This is a genomic window from Cellulophaga sp. 20_2_10, from assembly GCF_023476645.1.
Taxonomy (GTDB): domain Bacteria; phylum Bacteroidota; class Bacteroidia; order Flavobacteriales; family Flavobacteriaceae; genus Cellulophaga.
Genome location: NZ_JAMCOJ010000006.1, coordinates 17,761 through 35,762, shown reverse-complemented (window position 1 = coordinate 35,762; position 18,002 = coordinate 17,761). Strand labels below are relative to the sequence as shown.

At 30.6% G+C, this 18,002-nt stretch carries 20 protein-coding genes; 1 reads left to right on the top strand and 19 read right to left on the bottom strand.

Annotated features, from left to right (window positions below):
* Positions 1-118 precede the first annotated feature (118 nt).
* The gene (locus M4I21_RS12510) at positions 119-925 is read right to left on the bottom strand and encodes an AraC family transcriptional regulator (RefSeq protein WP_249559517.1); all 807 of its coding nucleotides are present in this window, start codon (positions 923-925) and stop codon (positions 119-121) included.
* A 179-nt stretch (positions 926-1,104) separates the two neighbouring features.
* Between M4I21_RS12510 and scpC the strand changes: the two genes are divergently transcribed.
* Positions 1,105-2,616 carry a succinyl-CoA:acetate CoA-transferase ScpC gene (scpC, locus tag M4I21_RS12505; protein WP_249559516.1) on the top strand — a complete coding sequence of 504 codons (1,512 nt, stop codon included), beginning with the start codon at positions 1,105-1,107 and terminating at the stop codon, positions 2,614-2,616.
* A gap of 60 nt (positions 2,617-2,676) precedes the next feature.
* Here the strand turns inward: scpC and M4I21_RS12500 are convergent, their stop codons facing one another.
* The 18 genes from M4I21_RS12500 to M4I21_RS12415 form a co-directional block, all read right to left on the bottom strand.
* A complete protein-coding gene (locus M4I21_RS12500; RefSeq protein ID WP_249559515.1) occupies positions 2,677-2,916 on the bottom strand; it encodes a T9SS type B sorting domain-containing protein in 240 nt (79 codons plus the stop codon).
* A gap of 187 nt (positions 2,917-3,103) precedes the next feature.
* Positions 3,104-3,964 (bottom strand): SDR family oxidoreductase, encoded by an 861-nt coding sequence (locus M4I21_RS12495; RefSeq protein WP_249559514.1) that lies wholly within the window; start codon positions 3,962-3,964, stop codon positions 3,104-3,106.
* On the bottom strand, positions 3,961-4,161 hold the full coding sequence (locus tag M4I21_RS12490) for a hypothetical protein (RefSeq protein WP_249559513.1): 201 nt from the start codon (positions 4,159-4,161) through the stop codon (positions 3,961-3,963). The genes M4I21_RS12495 and M4I21_RS12490 overlap by 4 nt, the downstream gene beginning before the upstream one ends.
* A gap of 88 nt (positions 4,162-4,249) precedes the next feature.
* Positions 4,250-4,537 carry a helix-turn-helix domain-containing protein gene (locus M4I21_RS12485; protein ID WP_249559512.1) on the bottom strand — a complete coding sequence of 96 codons (288 nt, stop codon included), beginning with the start codon at positions 4,535-4,537 and terminating at the stop codon, positions 4,250-4,252.
* A gap of 150 nt (positions 4,538-4,687) precedes the next feature.
* Positions 4,688-5,107, bottom strand: coding sequence for a cupin domain-containing protein (locus tag M4I21_RS12480; RefSeq protein WP_249559511.1), 420 nt, complete (start codon positions 5,105-5,107; stop codon positions 4,688-4,690).
* Positions 5,108-5,154: 47 nt separating this feature from the next.
* A complete protein-coding gene (locus tag M4I21_RS12475) occupies positions 5,155-6,039 on the bottom strand; it encodes a DUF2608 domain-containing protein (RefSeq protein WP_249559510.1) in 885 nt (294 codons plus the stop codon).
* Between the two features lie 122 nt (positions 6,040-6,161).
* The gene (locus M4I21_RS12470; protein WP_249559509.1) at positions 6,162-6,824 is read right to left on the bottom strand and encodes a DKNYY domain-containing protein; all 663 of its coding nucleotides are present in this window, start codon (positions 6,822-6,824) and stop codon (positions 6,162-6,164) included.
* 198 nt (positions 6,825-7,022) lie between these two features.
* On the bottom strand, positions 7,023-7,562 hold the full coding sequence (locus tag M4I21_RS12465) for a hypothetical protein (RefSeq protein ID WP_249559508.1): 540 nt from the start codon (positions 7,560-7,562) through the stop codon (positions 7,023-7,025).
* A 307-nt stretch (positions 7,563-7,869) separates the two neighbouring features.
* Positions 7,870-8,088, bottom strand: coding sequence for a hypothetical protein (locus tag M4I21_RS12460; RefSeq protein ID WP_249559507.1), 219 nt, complete (start codon positions 8,086-8,088; stop codon positions 7,870-7,872).
* Positions 8,089-8,179: 91 nt separating this feature from the next.
* Positions 8,180-9,121, bottom strand: coding sequence for a hypothetical protein (locus M4I21_RS12455; protein WP_249559506.1), 942 nt, complete (start codon positions 9,119-9,121; stop codon positions 8,180-8,182).
* Between the two features lie 10 nt (positions 9,122-9,131).
* Entirely contained in the window at positions 9,132-9,653 is a 522-nt protein-coding gene (locus tag M4I21_RS12450) for a hypothetical protein (protein WP_249559505.1), read from the bottom strand.
* Between the two features lie 67 nt (positions 9,654-9,720).
* Positions 9,721-10,788, bottom strand: coding sequence for a hypothetical protein (locus tag M4I21_RS12445; RefSeq protein WP_249559504.1), 1,068 nt, complete (start codon positions 10,786-10,788; stop codon positions 9,721-9,723).
* 56 nt (positions 10,789-10,844) lie between these two features.
* The gene (locus M4I21_RS12440; protein ID WP_249559503.1) at positions 10,845-11,639 is read right to left on the bottom strand and encodes a hypothetical protein; all 795 of its coding nucleotides are present in this window, start codon (positions 11,637-11,639) and stop codon (positions 10,845-10,847) included.
* Between the two features lie 163 nt (positions 11,640-11,802).
* Positions 11,803-13,299 carry a DKNYY domain-containing protein gene (locus M4I21_RS12435; protein ID WP_249559502.1) on the bottom strand — a complete coding sequence of 499 codons (1,497 nt, stop codon included), beginning with the start codon at positions 13,297-13,299 and terminating at the stop codon, positions 11,803-11,805.
* A 58-nt stretch (positions 13,300-13,357) separates the two neighbouring features.
* The gene (locus M4I21_RS12430; RefSeq protein ID WP_249559501.1) at positions 13,358-14,074 is read right to left on the bottom strand and encodes a hypothetical protein; all 717 of its coding nucleotides are present in this window, start codon (positions 14,072-14,074) and stop codon (positions 13,358-13,360) included.
* Positions 14,075-14,131: 57 nt separating this feature from the next.
* Positions 14,132-14,980: an SH3 domain-containing protein gene (locus tag M4I21_RS12425; RefSeq protein ID WP_249559500.1), complete on the bottom strand. Its 849-nt coding sequence runs from the start codon at positions 14,978-14,980 to the stop codon at positions 14,132-14,134.
* A 2-nt stretch (positions 14,981-14,982) separates the two neighbouring features.
* On the bottom strand, positions 14,983-16,722 hold the full coding sequence (locus M4I21_RS12420; RefSeq protein ID WP_249559499.1) for a WG repeat-containing protein: 1,740 nt from the start codon (positions 16,720-16,722) through the stop codon (positions 14,983-14,985).
* Positions 16,722-17,993, bottom strand: coding sequence for a hypothetical protein (locus M4I21_RS12415; protein ID WP_249559498.1), 1,272 nt, complete (start codon positions 17,991-17,993; stop codon positions 16,722-16,724). Before M4I21_RS12415 ends, M4I21_RS12420 begins: the two co-directional genes overlap by 1 nt.
* Positions 17,994-18,002: the final 9 nt, after the last annotated feature.

Below are 18,002 nucleotides of genomic sequence, written 5' to 3'. Positions count from 1 at the left end.
TTAACTTCCGAAGTTAATAAATAATACACCAACTAATACGTCTGCTAACGCTAACAATACTTACATTATTTTATATCTATTACGACTGTTTTATATATTCACGTTGATAACAATACGCTTAAGAATCGGTGTAAATTTCATTAGATTTTCGGTACTCAGAAGGTCGTTTTCCCATTATTTTTGAAAAAGTATTGCTAAATGTCGGTAAACTATTATAGCCTACCATATTTGCAATTTCTGATATGTTATAATCAGAATTCATTAAGTATTCTAAAGATTTAAATATTCTTAACTGCGTATAGTACTTAATAAAAGACATGCCTAAATCTTTTTTAAATAAGCGATACAAAGATTTATCTGTCATACTAAATTTAGAGGCTAATATGGGTAATAAATGTTCTTGATGTATTTGTTCTGTTAGGTAATTAACAATGTTTATTAATCTACCATCTGTTGCTTGGGGAAGCTCTAAATGTAATGATTTAGAGACTGTTTGCTCTAATAATGCTTTAAAGGCAAAAACTATAGCAAACTTGTTTTTTTGAGATTTTACGATGTCTCCGTTCCAGTTTTTAGTAAACAATAACAACTCCATTAATAGATTGTTAACCGGATAAATGCCTTCTTTTTTATAAAATCGGCTAGTGCTTGATGCGTTGGGGAAATATAAATTACGCATAATAACATTTGGAGAACTTGGGTATATAGCGTGTCTAACTCCAGATGGTATCCACATATAATGTCTTGCAGGTAAGTAATATACCCTGTTGCTAGTTTTAACGTGCACAACACCACCTTCTGTATATAAAAATTGTCCTTTGTTATGACTATGAGCCTCTATAAATGTTTCACCCATTAAATTATGGTAACAAAATATGCTTTGAGGGTTTTTGTCAACTTCAGTTAAATAATATTTAGTATTCATCCTAATAACAACGATTTTATATAAGTGCACTAAATTAATAAAATAATGTCTTTTTTTAATAAATAGACATTAAATATCCTTCATACATTGCCAATCTATTTTATTAATTAATCAATGTGAGATTAAAAATTAATGAAATAGTAAATTTTTTAACCTTAAAATTACTAAATACTTATATTATGTGTAAAATCAACTATTCTCCTTATAAAAGCAAAATTCAGTCAGCAGAAGAAGCAGCAATGCTTATTAAAAATAATGATATTTTAGGAGTTAGTGGTTTTACAAAAGCAGGAGATAGTAAAGCTGTTTTACCAAAAGTAGCAGAAAGAGCGCTTCATGAAGATTTAAAGGTTACAGTTTTAAGTGGAGCATCATTGGGTTATGATACAGATGCAAACTTAGCTAAGTATGGGGCTTTGCATAAAAGAATGCCTTTTCAGGCAGATGCTACTTTACGAAAAAGTATAAATAATAATAAAGTGCTTTATGTAGACCAGCACTTAGGACAAACGGCAGATATGCTTCAAAAAATAGATATATTTAAAATTGATGTAGCTATAATAGAGGCAGTCTCCATTACAGAAGAAGGGTATATAGTACCTACTACGTCTGTTGGTAATTCTCCTATTTTTGCAGATAAGGCAGACAAGATTATTATAGAAATTAATAGAACATTACCTGATAGTTTGATAGGTTTACATGATATTAAAGTACTTAAAAAACAACCCAATAGAGGAGTTATTCCTGTACTTAATTCTAACACCAGAATAGGGAAGACATATATAAAAATTGATCCTAGCAAAGTTGTAGCTATTGTGTACACAGATATTCCGGATAGTCCTGCCGTAATTTCTGAACCTGATGAAAAAACGGAAGCAATTTCAAATCATATTCTTAGTTTTTTAGGTAAAGAAGTAGATGAAGGTAGGTTAACAGAATCGTTATTGCCCCTACAAGCAGGTATAGGTAAAACGGCTAATGCTATTTTATCTGGTTTTAAAAATAGTAGATTTAAAAACCTAACTATGTATTCAGAAGTATTACAAGATAGTACTTTTGAGCTTTTTGATTCTGGAAATTTAGCTTTTGCTTCTGCCTCGTCTATAACGGTAACAGAAGATTGTTACCGCAACGTTTTTAATGACTTTGATAAGTATAAAGATAAGTTGGTATTAAGGCCTCAAAATATTAGTAATTCTGCTGAGGTTATTAGTCGTTTAGGTGTAATTGGTATTAATACAGCTATTGAGTTTGATATTTATGGTAATGTAAACTCTACCCATATCGGAGGTACTAAAATGATGAATGGTATTGGTGGTTCTGGTGACTTTGCAAGAAACGGTTACCTAAGTATTTTTGCGTGCCCTAGCATGTCTAAAGCTGGGAGTATATCTCATATTGTGCCTATGGTCTCTCATACAGATCATACAGAACATGATGTAGATGTTTTAGTAACAGAACAAGGCTTAGCAGATATTAGAGGTTTAGCCCCTGTAGAAAGAGCAAGGCTTATTATCAAAAATTGTGTTCATCCAGAGTTTAAAGAGCAATTATCAAAATATTTTGAGGATGCATACAAGTTAGGTGGCCAAACGCCACATATACTTAAAGATGCTTTTAGTTGGCATACACAACTAAAAACTAAGGGTACAATGAAAATAGAAGAGCTAGTAGCTAGTTATTCTTTATAATAACGTCTTTTTATTAAAATTTAGAGTATCCTTTTAAAATAATTTACGCTCATTAATATGTTACCTTTTTAGTGAAAAATGACCTTTAATTGTTTTTTTTGGTGATATTATGGCAAAAAACCAATAGTCACTAGAAGGCAGTAATTTTCCGTTATACGTTCCGTTCCATTTAGGGGAGTTTGGGTATAGTACTTTTAATAATTTACCATTGCTATGAGTAGTAATGGCTATGTTTAAAAAGCCTTCAGTTTGGTTGGTATTCCAAATACTATAGCTTTTTATTTTGTCTTTTATGGACAATTATTATTTGCCAATACCAATATCCATTCGTAAAAAAAAACCAGGTATAAAGTTTACTTTTTTATAGCATCACTCTCTAATTTAATTTTAAAAGCTGCTTAAGAAAGAGCAAACTTCTCTGTAAGTACAGTTTTATCTAGGACTACTGTTTATATAATGCGTTCTAAGATGCTCATTTGTATGTAAATTATATTGTAGAATGTTTTAGGTGGTAATCTTGTATCATCTGTAGCGGAGATATATGAGGCCTTCCTGCTGCTTTTTCATAATCTGATGGTACATTGTTTACACCACTTTTAATACCTTCATAAATACCAGCAATTACAGTTCCTATAAAATCACCTAGAGCGGCTTGGCGTTTCTTTTTATACGCGTCTACAGAGACAGCAACGTATTTTAGATTGGTATCAAAAACCTGATTAATATATGCTGCGAGTTGCGTTTGCGTAATGGCTTTGCCTACCAAGTTGTATGTGTTTCCATTGTGCTTATCACTCAATAACATTTGTGCATAAGCAACACCCAATTCTTCTCTACTGGTGTAACCACATTTGCCCTCGTTGGCACAATTTTTAATTTCACCTTCTTTTATATACGTATCTAGATACTCTAAATCGGGTTCTATATAAATACCATTTCTTCCAATTACCCAATCTAAACCAGACGCACACACGTCTTCTTCTGTTTGTCGGTTGCTTTGTACTATAGGACTAAATGCGGTGTTAATAGCATCGCCAACAATACTTGTATATACTTTTTTTTGTACGCTGTTATATGCAGCTGCCTCAATTACATTTCTGTGCTGTTGTATTCTTTTTTGAGGCTCATCCATACCAGAAACAAGTAGTACAGCATCGACACCTTTTAAAGCTATATTAAAATCTTCACGACTGTTATAATCGCCTTTTCTAACTTCTACGCCAAGGTGTTTTGCCTTTTCTGGAGTCCTTGCTATGGCAATTACGTTGTCCTTTCCAATTTCTGCGATTAATGTTTTTACAATAGCAGCACCTAATTGTCCGCTTGCCGATGTTACTGCAATTTTCATTTTGTTTCCGCTTTTAATGTTTCTAACTCTTTTTGAAGTTGTTCTGCTTTAGCTTTAAACTTTTCCATAGCCTTTTTTAGTTGACTTATTTTTTTAAAGGCTTCATCGTCTTGTACGGCTTCATAATTTATTATACCGTCTATTTCTTTTATTTTAGAATTGCTGCCACAAGTAGGGCATTTTGCTACTTTGCTCATTGTTTGTTTTTAAACAAAGTTGACTATTTAGTTCGTTTTATAAAAGGTAAATCTCCAACTAAAAATGGTAGATGTGACACCAAACTTCTTAAAGCGTTGTTTTGTATTCTTTAGGAGAAAGGTCTGTGTGGTTTTTAAAATATTTGGAAAAGTTGGTGACTTCATCAAACCCATTCTGGTAAGCTACTTCTTTAAGACTAAGGGAGCTACTAAATATGCTTCGCTTTATTTCTAAAATTACATAGTTATCTATAAAGTGCTTTGCAGTATTTAAAGTAACGTCTTGTACTATTTTGTTTAAATGCTTAGAAGAGATATGTAAAAGTGCTGCGTAATCTTTTACATTTCTGGTTTTGGTGTAATTTTTTTCAACCAAATTTTTAAAAGCAAAAAAGAGTTCTTGGTGTTTTTTTGTGCCTTTTTTTGGGGTCGATTTATGTGCGAGACGCTCTAGTTTTAATAAGTATATCTCTAGTATTTTAGATACAATCTCTTTTTTAGCATAGGTACTTTCGGTTTCAAGTTCTTAAGTTAATTGTTGTAAAAAAAAGGCGTTAAATGTACTGTTTTCTACTAAAGGTTCTGAAATATGATAGTTGTACAAATGCGAAATAAAATTAACGGATGATTTTGAAAAATACCGTAAAACAAAGTCTTCTGTAAATACAACTAAGTAGCCATTGTAGTTGCAATCTTGTTGAAAAGCGTGTACTTGGCCCTTTGCAATTTTTAGCACAGATCCTTTGCGTATGGTATAATCTTTTAAATCTACCTGATGTATTCCTGTGCCTTCTGTAACAATAAGCAATGCAAAAAAATCAATTCTATGTGGTTCTTTTGGATTGTGGTTTGGGTCTTTGGCTATTCTAGTAAAAAGTTCGGCCAAAGGAAGAAATTCAATTTCAGTGGCTCCCTCGCTACTCTTAAAAGATATGTTTGGGGTCATGTTCACTGTTTTTTTTTATTTAGATGCTGTGTTTTAAAACAGACCTATTAATTAGGGCTAACACATTTGTTTTTAATATTTCTACCAGGGAAAATAGTATTTAAAGTTTTAGTTAGTTGCTCCCAGTCTGCAGCCATTTTTTTGGCTTGTTTCTTAGTAATTAATACTCCGCCATTCGCTATTTTTCTGTCCCTAGCTATTTTGTCATAATAAAAAACAGTAAAGTCAATATTGGTATTGTTCTTATATTTTTCTGTAACGTCTACTATGTTTTTTTCAGAATCATCAACAAAAATTATAGATTTAAAAGTCTTGCCAGTTCTACCAAGAATATGCGCTATCATATCTCCTTTGTTCATACCGGTAGTCATCATAAGTCCGTCTTCATAACTCATTTCTCTATCTAAAGTATAGTTGTATGTTGCTGTAGAACCATCTATCTGTTTTAATGGAGATTTAGATAAATCTATGCCATTTTTTAGTAGTTCTCTTTTTGTTGCGGTTCTGTACCTTGGACTTCTAGATGTTAATGCAAAAACAGTAGTGCCGTCTTTTTGCCAATTGCTTACGTATTTCGGAATTAAAGAATCTGTTAACTTCATTGTACCTAACTCGTATAATAGGCCAATAACATCTTCGTAAAAACAGTTTTCAATTTTTTGTTTTTCTGTAGGTATAGCGTCTTTAATTTTACCTCTTTGCCAATTGTACCAAATATCGCCACCAAGGTCTACATTGCTTGTTAGTAGCGTATTGTCTATATCTACAATAACAAGTACATTTTCTATTCCGTATTGTTCACTTTTTTTAGTTACAAGGTTGTTTACGTCTTTAAAACTAAAAATAGTACTGTCTTTTAGTGTTTGTGCTTTAAGAATTCCGGTGGTTAATACGGTCAACAGAAGAAGAACTAAGTACCTATTTTTATTCATAACACAAGTATTTATATAATTTTTAATTAATGCGATTAAACAAAAGTGCGTTGCGTAGGTAATAGCTCTAAACGCAGTTGTTCGTGCATCCAAAATTACATATTTTGCTTTTATTACAGCCTCTAAAGTTTTTTAAGTTCGGCTATTTTCTGTTTAACAAAGATATCACTTACATTAGTTGTGTCTATTTTATCGTCCCAGAAATAAAAGCCATTTTTATCTTTCGCAAAACATCCAATTCCTTTTTTTGTTTTAAACGAGTTATAATCAACATTGTCCATTACCATAGCTCTCTCCCCAAAAATATGGTTTTTATCCTTAGCGTAGCAATCGCCTAAAATTTTAAAAGTAGCAACATCAGCTTCTTCTACTATCCAAAAATTTCCGCCATCAGACATTGAGTAATGCGTGTAAATGTGGTTTTTGTCTTTGTAAAAAGAGCTTCCAAGAAATTGAAAACTTGCTGTGTCTACTGTTGTTTTTAAAGATTCTCCTTCACAGCATACTTTGGTTATATACCTATTAATATTTATGCCTTCTAGGGTTGCCTCTTGTGTCTTAATTCCTAACTCTCCATTTTTATTAATCCAAAGGTTAGATTTAAATTTTCTCCAATTTAGCGTTGTATTTAAACTATCTATTTTGTTTTTTCTATAATTTATTCTTTTAGTTCTTTTGTTTGATATAGAATCTTTGTAGGCCGCATCATCTTTAGTTTTATTTTGCCCATAACTTAAAAGGGTGAAAACCAAAAAATATAGGATGTACTTAAAATCTTTTTTCATTCTAATTTATGTTTAAGTTTGATTGTATGGAGTGGGTCAGGAGATGCTTTTATGTTAGATTACAATGCAGTTGAGGTTCGCATTTTTTCTATGCTGTTACTTAGCTCAGATATAGCAGTATCTTTTTTATCCAATTTGCAAGAAAAGATAGAAAGATAAAAAAATAATAAGAAAATCTGTTTCATTGGTTCTTAGGTTTTATTCTAAATCTATAGCTTTCCATTTTCCTTTCTTAAAAAACATATTTTTAAATTTAGGAGAGTCAAAAACTAGATAAAAACTCCAGGCCTTTCTATACGTTGTAGGGTTGCTTGTTATAATATGGTGCGTTGGTTTTTCCATAGCTATTATCAATCTTGCTGAGCTGTAGGGTTTGGTTGTATTTATTTTTCCTTTGTAGGTTTTAATAATTGTTTTATTTTCTGTTTTGTAAAAATAAATTGAGTCGTTTTTTTTAATTTCAAATCTAAAATGATTGTACTGCCAATCCGTTTGTTTTCCTTTAAAGTAAGCCCTGTTAATTACATATTCTCCATAATAATCTTCTTTGTCTAATTCTGTCTTTGCTGTTAGCCATTGTGTTATTCCAGAGAGCAATGTAAGTCCAAAAATCCCAAGCCAAATAAAACCTAGTATTTTCCCGACTATATTTTTTTTAGATAAAATCCAAATAATAAATAGTATTCCTGTTACTGGAAGAAGAATAAAAATGACAAATAAATTAAACCCAAATCCCATATTTAGTTACTCGCTTTTTTCTGTTTGCTTATTGTATACCTTTTTTTTTGCTCTCGTATAGGAAAAAATAGAAAAACCATAAAAATGCTTAACTTAATTCCTTTTATTCTTTTAATATCTAGCAAGTCTTTTTTTGTAGGTAAATAAATGGCATTGCTTCTTGTGTTCTTTATGCTTTTGTTATATACAATAGTAATACTATCGCCAACCTCTTTGGTTGTGCCAATTAGTAATAGATATGGTATGTTAACAAGATTGTACGTTTTACGGTCAGAATTTAATTCATGAGTATATTCTATTCCTAAACTTACTTTGCTTCCAGAGTTTTACCAGCACTATCTATTTTGTTTATATTAACTATCTCGGCACGTTCTTTTTTCCAGAGTATACTGTCTAAAATTATTTTTTTATCAACTAAATTTTTAAAAGTGTTTTCTTCATATATCGTTGTTAAAACCAAAAAATCTGTTGTAATAAAACATAAAAGAATTGCACTACCTGCGATGTTCATAAAGTTAGATCCCAATGCGTGGTTTTTTAAAAATCTAGGTTTATATTTTGTTTATTTAGGATGGGTAATAAATTTACAAACTAGGTCTTTCTAGTGTTTTATTGCTTTATTCTTTTACGATGTAGTGGCCTTTTACGGGGGAAATACAATCACCTGTTAAAGATGAATTAGAAGTAGCCCAAACAAGTTTTGTTTTAGTATCGCTATACCAATTCTTTAAGTTTTGCTGAAACAGAAGCCTGTTTTTATCGCTTTTTCTTACAAAAAGCCAATAACTACAATAGCCACAAGCAGAACTACGTTCTTGTCCAATTAATTCTAAAACAGGAATGCCTTTTATTTTTTCTCTTAAAATAACTAGTGCTGCATCTGCAACGGTATACTCGCCTCCAAAATTAGGAACATAGACACCTTTTAAAACGGTTGTATCTGTTAGCTTTTTAAGTAATTCCGGAATGTTTTCTTTTTGCTTTACTAGGCTCCAAAAAATTACATCATTACAATTTTCTATGTATGGTAGCTGTGTTATATTTTTTATTTGCTCTGCAGTAATAGTATCCTTAACAACTGTTTTTTTAGTTTCTTTTAAACCGTTTATTTGCACTCTCAGTTCTTTTCGTATGTTAGTCCATACTTCGTTTTTGCTTCCGTTTATTTTATAATATTCTTTGCCGCTTTCTGTTGTTATACTAATTTTTGTGTCACTTCCATCTGTAGGTTGAATAGATTTTCCACTTTTGATGCCTTTAAAACGTTTCAAATCAATTTTGGCACATAAAGCTGCCCAATCTGTTTCTGTATTTATAAAATATGTAATGACATTTTTAGTGGTGTCATGAGCAACAAGACGGTATCTAATACTACCTTTTGTAAAAACGTATGTTGCCGATTTAATAGTGCTTCTTCCTCCAAAAGTGGAAACAGAAATTTCTTTTATAGAAGCGTTATTTTGTCTGGTTTCAATTTTCGGGGTCGTTTTTATTTCAGGCTGTTTACAACTCAAACTAAGAACAATTAATACTGTAATTATAAATGCTATTTTTTTCATTCCTTTTGGTTTAACCGGGTAAAACAAATCGTTTTAATTTTTTATTATGCATTTTAATGACTTCTTTCTCTATATACTTTAAAAGAGCAGGACATTCTCTTTCAAAATCTTCAGAAACTACTTTTTTTAATTGGTTGTTAAATTTAACGGTAACCGTTAGGTGACTATTACAAGTTGTATTACTAGTGTATGTGTTTTTTAGTTTGAAAAAACCATCATCAATAATTTTTTTCACAAAATTATTTCTGGTTTGTATGCTAATTGCTTGCTCAGAAATTTGATTGTAATCTTTGTTATCTAAACCTATGTTCTCTTTAGAGGGATAAAAGGTAATTAGGGTGTCTTTTAGTATAAATTTATCGAAATGAAACGCTCCGCGCTCAACAGTAATTTGTATGCTTGAAGAATCTATTTTAGATTGTTGATCTAATTCTAATTGTGCCTCATTATTATCTTTGTCAGTGCTTTTTTTATTGGACTGATTGCAAGCAAAAAGGCTCAAAGAAATAAAAATTAAAAGTATCTGTTTCATTATGGTAATTTAGGTTTAAAATAGGTGTTTTTATTTCTCATTAGAAATAACTGTGTATTCTAAATTGTTATGGGTAAATAGTAGCTTCTATACCTTTACTTGTTTTGTGAAATGTAAAGCCTTGTTGGGTTAAATTATTTACATCAGTATACATAATTATATTTTCTATTTCGTTAGATGTATGGATGTCAATAATATGGCCAGGTTTTTTTGTGGTATAAATACCTATAATTTTTCCAAAATCTTTTGTTGGTCTACTAAAAGGGTACCCTTCTACAAGAATAAAGAAAGGTTTGTTAAGGTTATCTTTTAAATTAATTGTACATCCATACAGAAGATTATTTTGATTAAAAATTGCAGTAACGGGTATATTGTTATAATGCAATCTACTTATGTTATCTTTTTTTTCAAGAGTGTAGTCCGTACCTAAAATGGTTTCAATATGTTCTATGTCAATTTTTCCTTTTATTTCTTGACCATTGTAAGAACCATATCCATCTTTAACCTCAAATCTATTTTTTTGAGCGTAGAATGCTTTTAAATCATCTTCTGGAATTGTAAATTTTTTGACATCATATTCTTTCGCTTCTAACTCGTTGTCAATCAGTTTAAGCTTTTCTGGTAATTCAATTTTATAGAATTTATGATACGCTATTATATCTGTATTTAAACGATCTGTTGCTTTTGAAATTTCCACGAACTTAGAAGCATAAAAGAGGGTTTTTCTCATTATTGCTCCTATCTTTTTAAGATCTGAACCATCTGTTTTTTCAAAATCTATAAGTTCTGTATAGGTTAATGAAATATTTTTTAATGCAAATTTTGTATCATATAAGATAAAAATGGTATTCTTTTTTATCTTAAAATCTTTAGCAGGTTTAGGCAAGTCTTCCACTTCTTTGATAGCTTTATCTAGCTCTTTATCTAATGTAATAAATAACTCTTCTACTTCCTCTTTACTTTTAGTTGAGCCTGTAAAATCAATACTTCCATTGTTTTCAGCGGCCTCTACAGCCTGTAATGAATTAAGTACTTGCGCTATAAATGTGTTTGGTTTATTTTTTGCCTTAGTTGAGTTAGTTTTACAACTAACAACTAGAGTTAAAACAAAGAGATATTTAAAAAGACGTAGCATATTATAAAGTGTTTTATGGTATTGTAAGTGTACTATTATTCTCTATTTAAAACCTATTAATCATAATACACATACTCGCGTGTTGTAGTAGTTTTTGGGTATTGGCCAACTTTGTATTCTGTTTTTTTAATCCAGTTATCTTCATCATCATAGATATAGTCATATCGCCATTCTGTATCTAATTCATCATCGGCTTTATAGATGTTTTCTCTAATGGCATTTCCTTTATCGTCATAGGCAAACATATGGTATAACGTTAGTTCGCCATTTGTTGGACTAAATATATTTACACGTATATTGTTGCCATCTTCATCATATACATAGGTTTTTCTACTTACAACTCCCTCTGGGTTATGAACATATCTTTCTTTAGATTCTACTCTGTTGCCATTTTCATCATTTACTAACAAACGATATAATGTTAATTCATCATTAGAATTAAAAATAGAATGTTTTATTACATTCCCTTGTTCATCGTATTCGTAAATCCATTTATAAGATACGTGACCATTAGCATAGATGTTTTTTTTGTCTATGAGCCTTCCGTTATCTGTATAACGGTTAATAAATTGATAATCTAAACTACCATCTAATTTATAGTTGTTTTCTTCTAGCATATACCCTTTTTCATCGTAATTTTTTTGAATATTTTTATAAGGATATTCTTCTTTTGCTTCATTGATAAACTCATAAGATTTTTCAGTAAAAGATGTAACTTTACCTTTTAAATTATCTTTAGTCCAGTCGTTATTATCATCTTTACTAGTACAACTACCAAAAAATAGTAGAACAGTAATTGCTAAAACAACATTCGGTAATCTGTTTTTAATTTGCTTAAAATATATTGACATGCTTTTTATTTTTTAGGAGATATTTAGTTTTTTTCTTCATTGCAACCATCTAAGGTTAAAATAAAAGTGGTAAAAAAGATATTAAATTTATTTTTTTGTTCATTATATTAAATAGTAACGTGCTACTTTATTTTCTTGTAAAACTATATGGTTTAAACCATAGTTATGGTGTTGGCTTTTTTTGACCTTTCCAAGCTATAAGGATGGTTACGGTTAATCCCACAAGCAGCATTATCCATTTTACGGGTGTTTTACTTACAAACCCTTCTTCTAAATTATATTTTGTTTTTGCTTCAAGTAATTCGGTATGTGTAACGGCTATCAGCTCTTTCTTTTTTATGAGTTCGCGTATTTCATTAGAGTGTTGTATAAATTGTTTAGCTGTATTACTTTTTGGTATTTTGTAAAAGGCATGACGTCTAAAATCAGAGTAATCAAAATAATAAAAATCATTTCCTTTTTTCCAGATGGCTCCTCGTTTATCGGCATTATTACTTTGTTTTTCCCATTTTCCAGGTTCAGTATTTAGTTTGTTAATGGTTGTGGAGCGACTTATAAGAGATCTAGAAGTTCTTCCTCTAGACCAATTCTCTTTCTTGCTCACAAACCAAGTTTCTTTTCCATCAGAAAATACCAAAGGGGCAATTTCTTTAACGTCTCGTCCTAAAAAGGGATTGTCACCTGCGCGCTGTACCTTATTTTCTTTAAGGTTATAAAAGTATACACCATTGTTACTTAAAAACAAAACTTGATTTATATGAGAACTATGCTGGCTTATTAATTTATACGGAGCATAATTTTTGTTAAAGCTTATGCCATTAACATAAACCATATTATCTATTGGGTTTATTAGACAATGATCTGTAGGTTGATGACTAATATCTATGGAGTACAAACTATCGTTTGCTATTAGTGGGAGCAAAGTATTATGGTAATAAACATTACTCTTATCCGCTAAATAATCTATGCTTAAGCGTTGATGACCATTATCTAGTTCTCTAATATTATGTAACGTATTTGGGTCTGCTTTGGGTATAATGTTACCGTTAAAATAAGTGCTTTTACCGTTAGTGATTGTGCCATATATACTAGGGTGTATTATAGAGTTAGGAGGATTTAATAATGTATAGTATGGGGTTTTTGAGCTAGGTAGTTTTATTATTTTATATGAATAAGTTTGTGGTTTTTTTTCATCAGATATACTATATTTAATACTTAGCCATATCTCTTTATATAGAGGGGTAGAACTATTTTTTTGCGTGTGGTAACTACTAAAAATGGTGGTTTTACCATCTGTATAATAATTATTTCCTAGAGATTTAGTTGTATTTGGATCCATACCCGTAACAATTTTATCACCGACATAAACATTGTTTTTGTCAAGTGCCATATGTCCATCGGTATACGTATCACCAATTGAACGAAAACTACTTAAGTCGGCTTCAGGAACCAAGTAATAGCCATTACTAGTAACAGAAGCATAGATGTTATTTTGATAAAACTTAAATTTGCCATGCAACTCTTTACCATTAGCGCTTATTTCATAATCAATGTCTTCTTTAGTAAAGCCCATTAGAAAAATAAAAAGCAGGGGAATAACTACTATTAACATAGCTATTATGAGTGCTATTTCATAAGATTTAAGTTTGCTTTTTTTCACTATAAATTATGGGTTAAGTATTGTATTTTTTCAGATTTATAACTAGGTTTTAAGCCCATTAATTTTTTGGTTTTTGCACCCATCCAAGATTGGAGTAGGTATCATTTTGTTTAATTAATACCAAAAGCCAATTTTTTTCTTGGTTTACAACTATTGCGGACTCGTTTTCTAGTGAGCCAATAGTGTTACCTACAATTTCGTCACCTGTACAAGGGTCTTTTGTAATAACATCATCTAGCTCTGGTGTACTTCTTAAAATCCCGGATATTGTTTTAGAATATAATTTGTCTGATGCCGTAATAATTGTTTTATCATGAAACGATATTGTACTTTCTTCTACTACAGATACGTTGTTTATAGATACTTTAATTAAGCTAGAATAATAATCACAACAGCAACTAGGATTGTAACTATTTATTTCTGTGCCATTTGTAGTGCTTGTTATTGACCGTATTTTGCCAGGAGCATCATGTACAAGCTGAAACCCTTTTTTGCTATTTAAAAAGATGGCTGTTTGATGATACGGTTGACACGTTCCAGTGAATATAAGATCTTTTAAACCATCATTATTTAAATCTTGTACGTGCCAATTATTTCCAGGTTCATTGGTGTCACAATAATATGTAGGTACTTGTATTTTGGAAATACCCGTAGAATCTACCTTAAAATTAGATGTAGTTTTTAGTAAACCAATTCTAGTTTTAAGTGCATTAAAATCTTGACTAAATAAACTTATTGAACTTAAAAAAAATACAATTGCAATTAAATGTTTCATAGTACTAAATGTATTAAAAGTCGGTAGTAAGTTGTATTGTTTTAATTAATGATAGTTTTATAAATCAATCTCATACAATTTTGGAAACTCAGGATAATAAGATAACCATTGTACTGTTGTTGTTTTTCCCTCAAAGGATTTATAAATTCCTATTACGGTTATATCTTCACCATCTACTGTTTTTTCTTCTATAGTGTAGGCTAACTGTTCTTTGTCTTCTATTATTTTTTTAATCAATTCATTATTAGAATTAACTATATAGTTTTCAACTTCTAGATAAAGCTTATCTAAATAATCTTCTGTGTAATTATTTGTATAAGTGTATGTTATTTCTTTTTTATATGTTTCTCTAAAGTCAGCAACCTTACCATTTTTAATTTTTTTAGTAGTAAGAATAAAATCAGCTAGTTCTTTTCTGTCACCATCACCAGCAATATAAACAACACCCGTTTCCCATTCAATTTCAATACGATCTCCTTTTAAATAGTTGCGACTTTCTTCGGTATTAATAAAGCCGTAGAAAGAGCTGCCTTTTGATACTCCTATAACGGGATAATCAAAATTGTCATTATAATGAAGAAAATTAAACGTTTCTTTTTGTTTTGGCTGGGATAAAAACCCACTAAAAACATAGCCGGTAAGCTCTTCGTTATTATCAGACTTACCGGTTACTTTGTACCATTGTCCTTTTATTTTTTTTCCGTCGTCAGTTACTTCAAAAAATAGATCTGTTTTAGTTAATACCGCTACTTTTTCGGCATAATTAAATTTCCCTGTTTTTTTAGCGTCCAAGCTAGAATTTTCCCTAACGTTTAAGCCGCTTCTTGCAGTAACAAACAAATTGGTTTGAGCAAAAAGAGGTATAATTTGTATGAAAATTATAAAGGTTAAGGCAATTTTTTTCATATTTATTCTTCTATTAGTTCTCCTTTGTAGTTGTACTTTTTTCTGCCGTAATTAAAACTATAGATTCGTTTTTCATTATCGTCTTTCTGTAAAAAGTCCAAATCATCTTCTTCTGTATCTAGGAGTACTTTTCCATTTGTATCAATAAGTTTATAAGTACCATTAAACGCTACTGTAGTTATACCATCTTCAAAGTCTTTTGCGTCACTATACTTACAAGGAATTACCAACTTACCCTTGCTATTCATAAACCCTATTTTAGAGTTGGTATCACTAACCATAAGTCTGTCGTTTTCTACTGTGTCATATATTTTATGTATGCCAGGGAGTAAAGTTGCATTAGCATGTTCATCTAACAGGTAGTATTTGTCATCATAAGTAATTCCAAATACTAAATTGTCAATTTCTTTAACTTGCCAGTATAATTTAGAGCCTATTGGTTTATTATCTTGGGTAACAAGCGTATAATTATCACTTTCTTGTTCTGGTAATATACCAACAAGGCCATTGCTAAAGGCTTCTACACTGTAAACTAAAAGCGTATCTAATTTTTCTTCAGCTTTATTTAAGTGATAAAAATGACTGTAATCTTCATAAAAATTACCTCCAATACTTTCTAAACCTCCAGCTCCTTGTATTGTTATTTTTGGTTCTCCATTATTGTCTATAAATACAATTGCATCTTCTGTTTGCATAGCAATTAGTGCATCATTTTTTTTAGTTGGTTGGTGGTTGTATGCTGTAAATGTTGTTTCTTGGGTTTTTGAATCTTTTTTAAAAAATAGCTTTACACTTTTTACAGTACCGTAATAGTAATATTGCTTGTGAAAAATACCATCATCGTCGTTAAAAAAGTCCACACTAGATAGGTTGTCTTTTAAATACTCTTGTAATTCTGCAGTATCCTTAAAATCATCGTCGTTTAATTTTCCTTGTAGTTTTTTAAAGTACCCTAACATTTCTGTAAGTATATCTTCTTCATCACCAGGAGCTACGCCATTGTTAGAGTATCCGCTGCGGTCTAAGACTTTACCTTCTTCATTATGCCCTTGTACTTTTACAGGAGAAGCAATGGTATCACTCAAGGTAAAATAAATATAATTGCCTTCTGCTTTTACAAAGTTAATTTCTCCTCCTTTATATTGTACTGTTGGGTTGTCTGATGAAATTTCAACTACATCATAATCTTTAACATAATCTACTTTAAAGGTAATATCTACGCTATCTATAGCTTTGGCTTTCCCCCAATCTTCATTAAAATGAAAATCTAATTCATAATCTTCAATACTATCTGTGCGAACCTCGCCATCATGGTAGTATATTTTTTCAGGAATAAATGTTTGTGTAACACCTTGGCCAAGCTTTATAGGACCCTCATTATCATTATTGGTGCCTATAAATTGCAGATCACTTTTGTAGTAGCTATACGTTTGTGAAAACTTCACATTTTTAAATTGATTAAGAGCTTTACCTATTCCTGTGGTATCTACTTTAAAAGGCTCTTCATACTTTTCGTCTTCTTTGTCAATTGTTTTAATATCATTAGAAAACGAGCCATTAAAGAATTTAGCCATAGACTCAAATTGTTTAATATTGGTGTTTACTTCCTCTTTAATTTCCTCTAACGGTTTATTGTCTAAAGCAGATATAAACTCATTTAATTCTGTATTATCTTTAGATTGGTTTTTGGTACAACTTACTACGGTTAAGAGTACGGTAATTAGATATATTATATTTTTCATTATCTGATTATTTTTAGCTCGTTAGACCCTTTTGGTTGGTATAAAAAATGATTAAAAGTTTTATCATATTCTTTACCGGTTAAAATGAGCATATCTGATTTGTCTTTTGCGTAGGTATAAATTAATTTGCCGCCAGCATTAAATTCAAGATCAAAATCTTTTGCTACCGTGTACTTATATGTATGTAGTAAAATTGTTAAGTAGGCCTCCCACTCATTACGCGCGGTTTCAAAATTAGTATCAAAATCTAGCTGTTGCATTTCAAAATCTTTTTGATAAAACAAGTCGTTAATGGCTTGCTCATCATTTGCTAAAATGGCATTTCCTAATTTGGTGTATAATGCAATTACTTTTTCTTTTAAGTCCTTATCGTTTCTTAAATCCGCACCATTTGTCCAAGCTTCTGGGTAGTATGGTAATGTGGTGTTAAAGTCTATTTTAAGGTTTACGGGGTTGTTGTTTCTAATGCTTGTTTTTTCTATAGTTTTAACAACCTCTTTTGTACTGTCATCTATAATTTCTATTGAAAAAATAGGGTCTTCATAATACGTATTTTGTTCTTTTTTTCTGCTTTTATCTTTTGTTTTAGCAGTTACTACTATTGAAGAATTAGGGCCAGTAATGTAGTTATTTAGATTAAGTGACTCTGAGTTAGTATTTTTAGCGATATTAATATCATTAATTCGAATATCAAAAACACAGTTGTACGACTTAATATTTAGCAGGTATTTAGGTGCTGTATCAAAAACTTTAACCTGTTCATGTATTTTTGCTAACGGAATAGTATAAAGAGGATTGTATTTAATAGTTAGCCTAGCATAATCTTTATTGCCAAACGCAGCTAAATGTTTACCGTTTATAAAATTAATTTCTAGTTCTTTATTTTCAATTTCATCTTTCCATTCAAACTCAATATCATCACCAAAACCTTCAGTTGGGTTTGTCAAGCCTTTTTCGGTCTCTAAAACTTCAAGTAATTTTTTAGCAGAAACATTAATAGTGTCTGTTGTAAGTAGCGTGTAATTATCTGTAATTGAGGCACTTTTTATGGGTACACCAGCATAGTGCATTCCTTTTAGTGTAATATCATGATCACTAGATGTGCTGTCTATATCCTCTTCTAAATTTTCTAATTGCATTTTAGCAATTAAAGCTTTTGTTTGTGAGCTAGATTTAACTTCTGCAAAGTCATACTTAAGTACATCGCCACTATTACAAGAGATAAAGGTGGTGCAAATTGATAAAACTAGAACTGTTATTGTATTTTTCATTACGTATAA